Below are 13,808 nucleotides of genomic sequence, written 5' to 3' on the forward strand. Positions count from 1 at the left end.
TGTTTTAACATTTAGAAAAACGTACGTCAATGGAACCAGATGTATTAAAGATTCGCCTCGATACCTAATGTAACCTGCTCCAATATGTCAAAGGCAGTCTCGGCCATTTTATTGCCTCTATTGTCTAGCAAAGGGTTAACCTCCACAACTTCAAGACATGCCACTTTCCCTGATTCAACAATACTTTCGATAATGGCTATGATTTCAAATTGATCGAAGCCTTTGGCGACTGGAGTACCTGTGCCACAGGAAATTAAATCACAGTCCATACTGTCTACATCAAAAGAAATGTAAAGCAGATCGCAATCAGTCAATTTATCCAGTGCTTCTTCAATACATTTTGCTAAACCCCTGAAACGGATCTCTTCAACTTTGTAATTTTTTATTCCTAAATTGTGAATGAGGTGATCTTCTGCATATTCTGTATCCCGAACTCCAAAGTAGATGAGGTGTTCTGCTTTCAATTTCGCAGCAGGTGTTCCTATGGCCTTTAAATTGTCCCATAATGCGAGCGTATCTCCGGTAACTTTGTTTTGCTGACAATTTAAATTGTCATTAGCCAAAGCTGCCGCTAATGGCATACCGTGTATATTTCCCGAAGGAGAAGTATAAGGTGAGTGCAGATCGGCATGTGCGTCAATCCAGATCACACCTAATGTTTGATCAGGATGAGCAGCTTTTATCCCGCTGATTGTGCCCAAAGCAGAAGAATGGTCTCCTGAGAACACAAGGGGGAAATGGTTGGCTGTTATGCTATGCTCAACGGCTTTAGCAACCCTTGTACACTGCTCCAGTACATGTTCAATCCGCTTTGCAAATGTATTTCTGTCTTTATTATATATCGTTTCATTGTGTGTCTCCACGTCTAAGGTACTGAATTTGTTAAAGTAATCACTTCCCTTATTGATGGCTGCAATTTCAATTGCGTCTATGCCCATGTCAGATCCACGTGTTCCGGCACCAATATCAGATCTGTTTTTAACCAGCTTTATCGTTCTCTGCATAAGTTTTAAGCAAAGCTTAATAAAGATTTTTCAATAATGGCCAGACTTTCTTTGATTTGTGCCGCTGTGATCACCAATGGGGGAGCAAAGCGGATTTTATTGCCATGGGTTGGCTTGGCCAGCAGACCGTTTTCTTTAAACTTCATGCAGATGTCCCAGGCCATGTCAGACTCTTCGCTGCTGTTGATGACGATTGCATTGAGTAGTCCTTTACCTCTTACCAATTGAATTAAATCCGTTTTTTGAGCAATTGCTTCAAGTCCAGCACGGAATTGATTACCTAGTATATAAGCGTTTTCAGCTAAGTTTTCATCAATAACCACCTGTAAAGCTTCCTTTGCCACGGCACAGGCAAGTGGATTTCCACCATAGGTTGAGCCATGTTCTCCAGGTTTGATGGTCAACATAATCTCATCATTGGCCATTACCGCAGAAACCGGCAAAACACCACCAGAAATGGCTTTCCCTAATATCAGAATATCCGGTTGATTGCTTTTATCTTCACTGTCTACTTCGTAAGAAGCCAGCATGCTGCCTGTACGGGCGATTCCCGTTTGGATTTCATCCGCAATAAAAAGTACGTTGTAAGCCTGACAAAGTGCTTTAATACGCTTCAGATAATCACTGTCCGGCACAACAACACCTGCTTCTCCCTGAATGGGTTCTACAATAAAACCAGCAATATTTTGATCAGTTTTTAACAAAGCTTCAAAAGCATCGGCATCGTTATAGGGAACATGGGCGATTCCGGATACGAACGGGCCGAAATCCTTTCTTGCACTTTCATCATTAGAGGCAGAAATGACTGAAATGGTCCTGCCATGGAAATTTCCATCTGCAAAAACAATTTTAGCCTGATTTACCGGAATTCCTTTGATCTGGTATGCCCATTTCCGACAAAGTTTCATGGCTGTTTCTACCGCTTCAACTCCGGAATTCATGATCAATGCTTTGTTGTAACCAAATAAATTACAAACAAACTCTTCAAAATCGCCTAACTTATCACTATAAAAGGCTCTTGAAGTGAGCGTAAGCTGCTCCGCCTGGTTTTTTAGCGCATCAATGATTCGAGGGTGGCAGTGACCCTGATTTACTGCAGAATAAGCCGATAGGAAATCGAAATATCTCATTTCCTCTACATCCCACACATAAACGCCTTTACCGCGGGTTAATACTACGGGTAGGGGATGATAATTGTGTGCGCCATATTTATCTTCCTTAGCGATTAATACTTCACTCGTGCTGTTTTCTGTTAAATTTCCCATCTTCGAATACTTTTCAGTTGCGACGAAGTTAGTAATATTTTATATTTTACTTATCATAAAGTGATATTTAACTTATTATTGTTATTTAAAAAGTGAATTTAACTTAAAAAATCCGATATTTGAATGGTGTATTAAACTGCAAACAACATGAACGGCATTGATGATTTTGATATTCAGATTTTGAAGGCGCTTGAAAAAGACGGCCGTATGGCTTATTCAGCAATAGCAACTATGTTGGGGGTATCAAATACAATGGTCCACCAGAGGATCTCCAGGTTAACGGAATTAGGTATACTGACTGGAATCAAACCTGTTCTGGATGAAAAGAAAATTGGTTACGACTGGGGCGCTTTTACTGGAATTACCCTGGAAAAGGATCAGGACTCAGATCGGATCATTGAAGAATTGAAGAAAATTCCGGAGGTAACGGAGTGTTATTATATTTCAGGTACCTATACGCTCTATCTGAAGATCATCGCTAAAAACCATGAGCACATGAGAAAGGTATTGTATGAGAAAATTGATAACATCTCGGGCATTGCGAAGACGGATTCGATCATGGAACTGGGTTGTGCATTTAAGCGGAATATCATTTTATAACAGCCACAATAAAATTTAACTTTCTTTTCATCATTCATATCTTTTCTGTTGAAAAAACTGGCAAAGAGAGTTGTTATCGTCATTTGTCGCTAGTAAACGGCAGAGACCTTCCGCTACATATCATTTAGCCTTAGGTAAAATGAATAAAATGAATATATCGTTGTCATTCCAGCTTTTTGATTGGTTCAGAGCATTGCTATACCTTAAGTTGTATTTTAGTTAAATACTTTAAGTGTTTGATTTTATTGTGTTTAAATTTCTTATTATAGGAAATAATATAATGTTAATTTCTAAAGCCGTACGGCGGTAAGCAGCTACTCCTGATCTTAATTTATTATCTCCTTAAGATACTAGTCAAGTGTAATGGCTAAATTATTGCAAGATTTTGATCATTTACCTATAACTGACCTAAATTGAAAGCAAATAATATGGCCATGTCGTACGCGACTCAAGTCAACTATCCTAAAGACAAACTGCTTCATCAACTCATTAGCGAAACCGTATCTAAATATCCGGATCGTGTAGCACTGACATTTAAAAATAATAACCTTACATATTTTCAATTGAATAGTCATGCCAATAGACTTGCACATTTACTCCTTGATAAAGGTGTAATGCCCCAGGATAAAGTGGCGATTCTACTTGATAGGTCAGAAGAGCTTGTAATCAGTTTATTGGCAATTATGAAAATAGGCGCAACTTACGTCCCTTTAGATCCTTTATTTCCTGTAGCTCGAAGTAGTTATATGCTGGAGGATTCCAATACAGTGTTATTGTTGACATCTGATTGCTATAAAGAGGTTCATTTGTCAGGTTCAAAGGAGGTTATATTGGAAGATGTATGGGGTAGTTTATCCTTATTTTCAGATCAGGATCCGATAGCTGAGATTTCTGGAAAAGATATTTTATATATTTTGTATACGTCAGGCTCCACTGGGAAACCAAAAGGAGTGGAAGTGATGCATCAAAATATGGTTAATTTTTTACTAAGTATGCAAAAGGTTCCGGGTATGGAGCCAACAGACAGTCTGCTTGCTGTAACAACTATTAGTTTTGATATTGCTGGGTTAGAGTTGTTTTTGCCGCTTGTTACTGGTGCCAGAATTGTACTTGCTGATGCTACAGAAGTAAAGGACGGTCGTCTTTTATTAGAGTTGATTGACCAGGAAAGCATTACCTTTATGCAGGCTACACCATATACCTGGAGATTGTTGTTAGAGGCAGGTTGGCAAAAAGGAAAAATGAAGGTGCTTTGTGGAGGTGAAGCGTTGCCTGTGGACCTTGCGAAGAAAATTTTGAATCGCGCAGGATCTTTATGGAATGTATACGGGCCAACAGAAACTACAATCTGGTCGACCATTAAACAAATTAATTCTAAAGATGAAGTCATTGGCATTGGAAAGCCTATAGATAATACGGGAATCTACATATTGGATGAACATCAGAGTCCTTTGGCGATCGGTGAAGTGGGGGAGATTTTTATTGCTGGAGAAGGGGTGGCTAGAGGATATTTAAATCAACAATTGCTAACTGCTGAGAAGTTTTTTACGGACCCATTTTCAAATGATCCAGGCGGCAGAATGTACGGAACTGGTGATTTGGGCAAATTTACACCAGATGGGGAGCTGATCTACATCTCCAGGGTGGATCAGCAGATTAAAATCCGCGGTTACAGGATTGAAACCGCGGAAATTGAATACCATTTGAGTAAAGCACATAAAGTGAAGCATGCTGTTGTCATTGCAATGGCCGGAACTGACGGGATTTACAAATTAGTAGCTTATGTAATTGCAGAACCTAGTGTGGAAAGTGAATCCATGTTGGCTGACAGGTGGATTACAGACCTTAAACAAACATTACCAGATTACATGATCCCTGATATTTTTCAGTTTTTGACTGAAATGCCTTTAACGCCAAATGGAAAGATAGATAAAAAAGCTTTGGCCGAACGTAAGTTGGTCCTTGAACCCCTGAATGAATATGCAGGACCGCGAACAGATGTTGAGCAAATGGTGGCCAGAATCTGGTCTGAAGTTTTAAACATCGATAAAATAGGTATTCACCATAATTTTTTTGAAATCGGCGGACATTCTCTTAAGGCTTTACAGATCATGCTAAGGATAGAAAAAGAAACAGGAAGACGCTTGCCATTGGCTACATTTATAGCACATCCAACCATATCGAAAATGTCACTTGTCATGCAGTTGGATGCCAAATCTATTACTTGGGATGTACTTGTTCCCATTAAGCCTTCAGGTAACAAAATCCCAATTTATATCGTGCATGGAGCCAGCTTAAATGTGCTCTTGTTCAACACGCTTGCCATACATATGGATGACGATCAGCCTATATATGGATTACAAGCTAAAGGACTCAATGGCATAGACGAACCTTTTAGTCGTATTGAAGACATGGCCGCTCATTACATACAGGCAATTCTGAAACAAAATCCGGAAGGGCCGTATGCCCTGGCTGGTTATTCTTTTGGCGGGATCGTCGCCTATGAGATGACCAGGCAATTGGAAGTCCTGAATAAAAAAGTGAAAATGCTGGCCATGTTTGATACCTTTGCTTATAGAACTCCTTACTACGACCCTCCCATAGAAAAACTTATCAATAAAACTTTGTATTTTGTTCGCAAAGCTATGTACACTTTAACCTTTCGTGACGGGTTTATGGCCACGATCGCAAATCGGTCTTTGGCCCTCAAAAGAGGAATAGAGCGCCTACTTTTGAAATTTAAGTCTGGAAATGACCAGGAACAAATTGGTATTTTTGGCTACCCAAATAAAATAGATGTCATGAATAAACTGGCTTTAAAATTCTATAAGATCGAACCTGCTGATGTTGAAATTGAGCTATTCAGGGCAGAACAGCATTCCTTTCATCTGGACGATTTTGAATATCTGGGCTGGAAATCTTATGCTTTAAAAGGCATAAATATACATGGAATACCTGGGGCGCACAATACGATTTTTAAATCACCAAACGATAAGTTGTTCGCACGTATGTTACAGGGATGTTTGGATAAGGTGAATGATTGATGTGATGGGAGAAATAGAAATCAAGTCTGTTGAATCTTTAAACTGGATTTTTTATGATATGCCAACTTTAAAAATTGATGGTGTACACATTTATCGGATAAGCTTGGTTGAAGAAGCGCATAGAATACGGGAATTTCAGGCTTTATTAAGTTTGGATGAGCAGATACAAGCAAATCGTTACCTGAAAAAGCAGGATCAGGATCGTTTCACCATTAGCAAAGCTGCCTTGCGAATAATTTTAAGCAGATATATGGACATCGCACCCAAAGCATTGCTATTTGATGTGGATACTGGAAAGAAACCATTTGTTAAAAGTAACAGGACGTTTTTTTTTAACATCTCTCATTCATCAGATTGGGCGCTAATTGCTGTGTCGAATATGGAGGTGGGGATAGATATCGAGTTTGTTAAACCTGATTTTGTAGCCAGTGATATCGTACAGGAATATTTTAGTCAGGATGAGATCAGCTATCTAAACAGTCAACATACAGCGACGGCATTTTTTAAACTTTGGACCAGGAAGGAAGCTTTCTTAAAAGCTACAGGTCAGGGAATCGGTGATCATTTGAAATTTACACCATCGTTAACTGGCGTTCATCAATTGAATGCCGACTTATACGGTTATCAACACAACTGGAAAGTTCTTGGGTTTATGCTTAATTCAGATTACGCCTGTGCTGTTGCTACGGCATCTGACTTGATTTTCTTTCTGGAATATTGGATGTGAGTTCTGTAAGTAGGAAAGTGGGGGCTGAAGAAAGCAGAAAAAACTAAACCTTTATTTTTTATAAAATTAATGTTAATTTTTTCATTTGATCCTTAGTGAGTTAAAGCCTTTGTCTCTTTAATTGTGACGAAACCTCGTTAAACACCAATAAAATTACTATCTTTGACCAGAGGTTAGCATGAAAGCTTAATACTTACAGGCCTGATCTTCTATATAGTGCGGGGTGGAGCAGTTGGTAGCTCGTCGGGCTCATAACCCGAAGGTCATCAGTTCGAGTCTGGTCCCCGCTACCGGAATCATTCATCAGAATGAAGGTTTTAAACCCACTTTACACCTAGTAAAGTGGGTTTTTTTATGGTATCTATTTTTAGATAGCAATTGTGTTTTCGATAAAATCCTATCAAATCATTCATACATAGCAATATATTTTTATATTGTATCAAATTAACGAACTGGTAATAAACCGCATAAAGCCGCATAAACCAGTGTTTTGTCTTCATCGCCTCATCTTAATCCCTCAAATAAAAAACAGAAAACAAACTTCCACCTTAAATCTAACCATCTAAACTTATGATTAAAAAATCCAAACAACCCCTTGGCCCGTGATTTCTGGGTCTGACCAATCTTAATGGGGCTTTTCAATCCTCACCAAAACAATTCTTTATTATTTCAACATGTAAATTGTTATGAGAAAATCTTTACTAATTCTGTGCATTTTTATGATTTCCATCCCCGCATTTGCACAGGGACAAGCCAGATTATCTGGCAAAGTTACTGCGGCCAAAGATGGAAGCAGCGTGATTTCAACAATGATGATCAAGGGGACAACAAAAGGGACATCTTCCACTGTCAATGGTACCTATATGCTTGAAAATGTACCAGGCGACGCCATTCTTCTTGTATCGTCGGTAGGGTATCAGGGACAGGAAATTCCAGTAAACGGCAGGCCCGTAATCAATATTGTTTTACAATCTGCCGATCAGGCCCTGGACGAGGTCATGGTGGTGGCCTACGGTACAGCTAAAAAGAGTACGTATACTGGTGCAGCTTACGCCATTAAGCCCAATCCGGATGTTCCTGTCATTTCTTTTGAAAATACACTCATTGGGAGAGTTCCTGGCGTGCAGGTAACCAGCGCGTCTGGTCAGGCAGGAGCAGTTCCAAGCATCCGGATACGCGGAATAGGCTCCATGTTGGCTACCAACGAACCATTGTATGTGATCGATGGGGTTCCCACCATTTCCGGCAACGCGGGAGTGAGTAATCAACCGCTTTATAACAGTAACAATGTCATGAGCTCATTAAACCCTGCAGATATTGAATCGATCACCATTTTAAAAGATGCCGCCGCCTCCTCTTTATATGGTTCAAGGGCCGCAAATGGTGTGATCATTGTAACTACTAAGCGTGGAAAATTGGGCAAACCGGTAATTAACTTTAAATCATCAGTTGGTTTAACACCGTCTTGGGCAACAGATAATTATGAGGCTGCGGGCATTCAGGAGCAAACGAATATGCTCTATCGTATATTTTACGACTACAATACTACATCCGGTAAAACAGAGGCTGCTGCAAATGCCGATGCCTTAAATCGCTTAAAAACTAAATTTAACAGGCATGGTTATACTTTCTCTACCGCTGGTACGGGTTTGGCCGAAAATGTGATCATTACCGGACTAACGGATGGTGTTGAAAATAGAAACGGACAATATTTTGATTGGAACGATGCGCTTTTCAGAACCGGACTGTTTCAGAACAACGACCTATCAGTTAGCGGTGCCGATGCAAATACCAGCTATTATTCGTCTTTATCTTATACGAAGGATCAGAGCCGCGCTAAAATTAACAACTTCGACAGGATATCGGGTCGAATTAATCTGTCCCAGAAAGTGGGCAAATACCTCGAATTTATTTCTAATGTCAATATCGCCAGAAGTAAGCAGGCGGGATATAACGATACCCGGAACACGAGCACAAATTATTTTATGCAATCCAGAAATTTGTTGTGGCCTTTTTATTGGCCAACAGATTATAAAACAGGTTTACCTTTTACAGCAAGGTATGGTAGTCTGGCACAGAATGCAGTGTATTATGACAAGGAATGGGAAAACAGTGCCATTACCAATAGAATTACGGCGAATGAAACTATAAACCTTAAGATTCTTCCGGACTTGACCCTCAAATCCATTTTTTCTTATGACAATGCACAGGTAAAAGGACATACGTATTATAGTGCCCTGCATTTTACTGGCGCTGCCACCAAAGGCGCTGTAGAAGAAACAACCACAAATATCAATAAGCTGGTTTCTTCCACTACCTTAAACTATAACAAACAATTTGGTTTGCATAACCTGGGCATACTTGCCGGTTTCGAAGCAGAGAAGAACAAGACCGATTACCTTCGTGCCACCGGAACTGATCTGCCCCAGGCACAGCTGCATACTGTTGCAACTGCGGGGGTGCTAAGTTCAACGGCTTATGATTTCGGAAATTCCATGAGTTCGCTATTGTCACGTTTGGAATACAACTACAATAGCAAGTACTATGCTTCCGGATCCTTTCGTAGAGACGGATCCTCAAAACTGGATCCAAACGTAAGATGGGGTAATTTCTGGTCTGTAGCTGGCTCCTGGAGAATCAACAATGAGGATTTTATGAAAGATGTGAAATACATCAGTAACCTTCGTTTGAGAGCTTCATATGGGCTAAACGGAACCTTACCTCCGGATGATTTTGCCTGGAGAGAACTGGTTACTTATAATTCCAGGTATATGTCTGCGCCGGGTGGTATTAAAAGTAATATTGTTACACCAAACCTGACCTGGGAGACCAACTATACCACCAACGTAGCGCTTGAATTCGGCTTGTTAGGAAACCGGATTACCGGTACAGTCGAATATTTTAACCGTGATTCTAAACGATTGTTGCAAAGCGTACCAATTTCTATGGTCACTGGTTTCGGATCAACCATCCAAAATGTAGGTGAAATGAATAACAGGGGATTTGAACTGGAACTGGGTGGTGATATTATCGCTAAAAATGATTTTAGGTGGAGTGCAAGTTTCAACGCCTCATTTGTTAAATCAAAAGTCATTAAACTTTATGGTGGACGGGACATTGTATGGTACGATCCAACCGGTGGCGACAAAGCTGGCGAAGATAGGAGAGCACAATTTATTTATATGGAGGGGCAATCTACATTAAGCTTTTATGGCTACGAATGGGCAGGTGTTCAAGCTTTAAATGGAAAGAATGTATGGTATAAAAATGGAGCGGATCCAGATGCTGAAGATTTTTCTTATAATGGAAGGCCGGCAACATACAATTACGCCAAGGCAAATTATAAAGTACTAGGTACAGCTGTACCAGATGTTTATGGTGGTTTCAATACGGATGCGGAATATAAAGGCTTTAGCCTGGCCTTAAATTTTAACTATAAAATTGGCGGGAAATTATATGATGGTGCATTTAAGGATGTAGCTGATGATGGTTATTATTGGGAAAGAATCAGAGCACAAGAGGTTTATGATCACATGTGGACACCACAAAACCCTGATGGAAGCTTACCAAAACTGGATGGGAATGATCTTACTGATCCTCAGCAGTACAGCAGCAGACAGATGTATAACGCTAGTTTTTTAAGGCTGAAAAATGTCACTCTGGCCTATAACCTGCCTAAGAACCTGATCAACAGGATCGGTGTTTCCAATACCAGGCTATACTTTAACGGAACCAATCTGCTGACTTTTTCCAAATACAAAATTGCAGATCCGGAAGTGAATTCTTTTGGGACAAGGGGCTGGGAAACTCCATATGGAAAGACGTATACCTTTGGGATTGAGTTTAGTTTCTAATTTAAAGATTTTATCAGATGAAAATATCACATATATTTCTAACGGCAGTTCTCTTAACAGGTTTTTCGTCCTGTAAGGATTTTTTAGATGTAAAGCCTAGCAATGCGGCAGATGCGGCAAATGCGATTCAAACACCGGCAGATGCACAGGTTTTAATAGCTGGTTTAATGCGCAGCATGACCAGTTCAGATTATTATGGCCGGAATTTTATACTGTATGGGGATGCTAAAGGTGGAGATTTGACCATCGTGTCTCAAGGGCGCGGTCAGGATGTGCTCTATACCTTCAACCATTCTGCAACTTCAAATAACTACGGTGGTTTCTGGTCCCAGATTTACAGTTGTATTGCACAAACTAATTATTTGCTGGAGGGCATCGCGAAAATTCAGACAAATACTGCAACTAATACGTATGACACTTATAAAGGACAGGCCCTAACAGCCAGAGCACTCCTGTATTTTGACCTGGTTCGCCTTTATGGCAAATCTTATACAGATGACAAGACCGCATTTGGAGTACCCAGTGTCATCACAACCCTGGGTACTGATGCTCAATCCTTAAGGAGTACTGTTGAGCAAAATTATACCCAGATTTTGATAGACTTAAAAGCAGCAGCTCCATTATTGCCCAAAACGAAACAAAACGGTTACATCAATTATTATGCGAATTTAGCCATCCAGGCAAGGGTTTATCTGACTATGGGCGATTACCCAAATGCACTAAAAGCTGCAGAGGAAGTAATCAATGCAACAAGCATTTACCCTGGATTGTATACCAATGGAGAATGGGTTGATTCCTGGAAATCGGCTTTTGGAAAAGAGTCCGTATTGGAATTGGGTATATATCCACTGGAAGGCGATTTAACAACTGCTTCATTGGGGGTTTACCTTCGGCGTAAGTCTGATGGCGGAAGCGCTGTCCTTGGTTTTTTTATGGCTAGTGATTACTTTATCAATAGAATCAAACAAGATCCGGCGGATGTAAGATTGGGCATCATGAGTTATGACGAAATCTCTAATACACGTTTGGGAGCCATTTACAAATACAGCGGCAGTACAGCGCTTTTTGGGGATGGTAAGGGAAGTTCAACAGCGGTGAACATTAAGGTCATCCGTTTATCTGAAATGTACCTGATTGCTTCGGAAGCGGCCTTACCTACAGATAAAATTAAAGCGGCTAACTACCTAAATGCCATCCGAAAAAGATCCCCGTCACTTGTACCTGCAACAAATCTTACCATAAATATGGACATGATTCTGGACGAAAGGAGTAAAGAGCTGGTAGGGGAAGGACAGCGGTTTTTTGACCTGATCCGCTTGAATAAAAGTATCACTTTTAACGATGAAATAGCCGGTATTACACCGGCTTCAAGGCCAAAAACAATTGACAGGACTTTTAATAAAACAAGGCTGCCTATTCCGGATGCAGAATTGAATGCCAATCCTGGGCTTAGGCCACAACAAAACGCAGGATATTGATTTTTTTGAGGGTGAATCAAAATATTTTGATCACCCTCATCTTTAGTGACACGACTACCTTCGTTCTCCAATCTGCTGGCGCCACATGGAATAGTATAAGCCTCTTTGCTCCAATAATTCATTGTGAGTTCCTGTTTCCGAAACCTGGCCTTTTTCCAATACGTAAATGGTATCGGCATGCATAATGGTAGATAGTCGGTGTGCAATCAATATCGTCATCTGAGCCCTGCTGTTTGATATTTGCCGGATGGTGCTGGTGATCTCCTCCTCTGTTAAGGAGTCTAAGGCCGATGTCGCCTCGTCGAAAATTAACAATCTTGGTTTTCTTAACAATGCCCTTGCAATAGATAATCTTTGTTTTTCCCCACCCGATAGCTTCATGCCATTCTCACCCAATATGGTATTTACGCCATGAGAAGCTCTGGAAATCAGCCCCCGGGCTGATGCTTTGTCCAATGCTTCATCAATTTCATCCATTGTTGCCGAAGGGTTTACAAACAACATGTTGTCTTTTATTGATCCGGCGTATAATTGCGTATCCTGGGTCACAAAACCAATTTGTCTTCTAAGTGGGTTATAACGAATTTGCGTGGATAAGACATCATTAAAGTAAATTTGTCCTCCTACTGGCACGTACAGGCCAACCAACAATTTAACGAGGGTTGATTTTCCGGAACCGGACGGGCCAACAAAGGCTACGGTTTGTCCGGTATTTACGGTAAAGGAAATGTTGTCGATTGCATTGTAGTTGGCCGTCTTGTGTTTAAATACAACCTGCTCAAACCTTAGGCTCTCAAGCCTTCCAATTTCGATCGAATTATCCGGTCGCTGTTCCACAGGTTTTCGCATCAGCTTGTCGAAATTTTTAAGGGATGCATCCGCTTCGCGGTACAAGATAATCATGTTGCCGAGGTCTTGCAATGGATTGAATATGGCAGTAGAGATAAACTGCATGGCGATGAGTTCACCTACACTCAAAACTTTCCTGAAAATAAGCCACAGCAGAATAAACAGTACCGATTGCTTTAAAAAGTTTAGCATATTGCCCTGCAAAAAAGACAACACACTAACCTTTTTGGCTTTTAACATTTCCAGGTCAAATATTTTGAGCGTTTGCAGGTTTAAACGGCGAATTTCCGGAAACGTTAAGCCCAAACTTTTGACCAGCTCGATATTACGTAAACTTTCAGTAATTACTCCGGCCTGGGCATCGGTTTGCCGATTGATAGATCGCTGTATCGCTTTAATCTTCTTAGAGATCAGCCCGGTTAAGGCCCCCAATAGCAACACCCCAACAAAAAACACCGGAACCAATAGCCAGTTTTTATTAATGCTGTACCAAAGCAGAAAACCTACGCCCACTAAAGAAGAAAACAAAATGTTGATGAAAGCGTTGATGAAGCGTTCGGCATCTGTTTTTACTTTTTGCAATACAGCAAGGGTAGTACCGCTCCGGCTCTCTTCAAATTCCTGAAAAGAAAGCCGGAGTGTTTGCTTTAGTCCATCATTAAAAATGTTCATACCAAATTTAGCCACAGCCTTTCTTGTGATGTATTCCTGTACTGATTTACAAAGTTTGGCCAGCACGGCTATACCAAATGCAAGCAGTAACCAGGAGAGTACTTCGCGGATTAGATCGTGTTCCGAGAGGTTGTTTTTATTGGTAGAATACTGATCGATGATCTTTCCGAAAATTACGGGATCCAATAAATTCAGCAATTGTGACGCGCCAGCCAGCAGGAGAGAAAAAAAGATTAAGGTACGGTGGGGTTTAAGGTATTTCCACAAGATATTCATAAGCGGCTGATTAATATGCGATAAGGCATTTATACTAAA

General features: G+C 40.5%; 8 protein-coding genes and 1 tRNA gene. 6 read left to right on the plus strand and 3 right to left on the minus strand.

Going from position 1 to position 13,808, the window contains the following annotated elements; translation table 11 throughout:
- Positions 1 to 44: 44 nt before the first annotated feature.
- A complete protein-coding gene (gene rocF, locus IM797_RS16435; protein ID WP_194128238.1) occupies positions 45 to 1,004 on the minus strand; it encodes an arginase in 960 nt (319 codons plus the stop codon).
- Between the two features lie 5 nt (positions 1,005 to 1,009).
- Positions 1,010 to 2,269 carry an ornithine--oxo-acid transaminase gene (rocD, locus tag IM797_RS16440; protein WP_194128239.1) on the minus strand — a complete coding sequence of 420 codons (1,260 nt, stop codon included), beginning with the start codon at positions 2,267 to 2,269 and terminating at the stop codon, positions 1,010 to 1,012.
- A gap of 147 nt (positions 2,270 to 2,416) precedes the next feature.
- Here rocD and IM797_RS16445 point away from each other — a divergent pair, with 147 nt between their 5' ends.
- The 6 genes from IM797_RS16445 to IM797_RS16470 all read left to right on the plus strand — a co-directional run bounded on the left by IM797_RS16445 (position 2,417) and on the right by IM797_RS16470 (position 11,972).
- The gene (locus IM797_RS16445) at positions 2,417 to 2,869 is read left to right on the plus strand and encodes an Lrp/AsnC family transcriptional regulator (RefSeq protein WP_194128240.1); all 453 of its coding nucleotides are present in this window, start codon (positions 2,417 to 2,419) and stop codon (positions 2,867 to 2,869) included.
- Between the two features lie 413 nt (positions 2,870 to 3,282).
- Entirely contained in the window at positions 3,283 to 5,913 is a 2,631-nt protein-coding gene (locus IM797_RS16450; protein ID WP_194128241.1) for an amino acid adenylation domain-containing protein, read from the plus strand.
- 4 nt (positions 5,914 to 5,917) lie between these two features.
- The gene (locus IM797_RS16455) at positions 5,918 to 6,640 is read left to right on the plus strand and encodes a 4'-phosphopantetheinyl transferase superfamily protein (RefSeq protein WP_194128242.1); all 723 of its coding nucleotides are present in this window, start codon (positions 5,918 to 5,920) and stop codon (positions 6,638 to 6,640) included.
- Between the two features lie 217 nt (positions 6,641 to 6,857).
- Positions 6,858 to 6,930, plus strand: a tRNA-Met gene (locus IM797_RS16460).
- Positions 6,931 to 7,326: 396 nt separating this feature from the next.
- A complete protein-coding gene (locus IM797_RS16465; protein WP_194128243.1) occupies positions 7,327 to 10,494 on the plus strand; it encodes a TonB-dependent receptor in 3,168 nt (1,055 codons plus the stop codon).
- Between the two features lie 17 nt (positions 10,495 to 10,511).
- Positions 10,512 to 11,972 carry a RagB/SusD family nutrient uptake outer membrane protein gene (locus IM797_RS16470; RefSeq protein ID WP_194128244.1) on the plus strand — a complete coding sequence of 487 codons (1,461 nt, stop codon included), beginning with the start codon at positions 10,512 to 10,514 and terminating at the stop codon, positions 11,970 to 11,972.
- Positions 11,973 to 12,026: 54 nt separating this feature from the next.
- On the opposite strand, the gene IM797_RS16475 is transcribed toward IM797_RS16470, so the two are convergent.
- Positions 12,027 to 13,769 (minus strand): ABC transporter ATP-binding protein, encoded by a 1,743-nt coding sequence (locus tag IM797_RS16475; protein WP_194128245.1) that lies wholly within the window; start codon positions 13,767 to 13,769, stop codon positions 12,027 to 12,029.
- Positions 13,770 to 13,808: the final 39 nt, after the last annotated feature.

Origin of the sequence: Pedobacter sp. MC2016-24, assembly GCF_015223055.1 — a bacterium.
GTDB lineage: Bacteria > Bacteroidota > Bacteroidia > Sphingobacteriales > Sphingobacteriaceae > Pedobacter.

Bases quoted from the DNA above. Each gene is read 5' to 3' on its own strand.
- rocF (WP_194128238.1), bottom strand. From the start codon at position 1,004: ATGCAGAGAACGATAAAGCTGGTTAAAAACAGATCTGATATTGGTGCC.
- rocD (WP_194128239.1), bottom strand. From the start codon at position 2,269: ATGGGAAATTTAACAGAAAACAGCACGAGTGAAGTATTAATCGCTAAG.
- IM797_RS16445 (WP_194128240.1), top strand. From the start codon at position 2,417: ATGAACGGCATTGATGATTTTGATATTCAGATTTTGAAGGCGCTTGAA.
- IM797_RS16455 (WP_194128242.1), top strand. From the start codon at position 5,918: ATGGGAGAAATAGAAATCAAGTCTGTTGAATCTTTAAACTGGATTTTT.
- IM797_RS16465 (WP_194128243.1), top strand. From the start codon at position 7,327: ATGAGAAAATCTTTACTAATTCTGTGCATTTTTATGATTTCCATCCCC.
- IM797_RS16470 (WP_194128244.1), top strand. From the start codon at position 10,512: ATGAAAATATCACATATATTTCTAACGGCAGTTCTCTTAACAGGTTTT.
- IM797_RS16475 (WP_194128245.1), bottom strand. From the start codon at position 13,769: ATGAATATCTTGTGGAAATACCTTAAACCCCACCGTACCTTAATCTTT.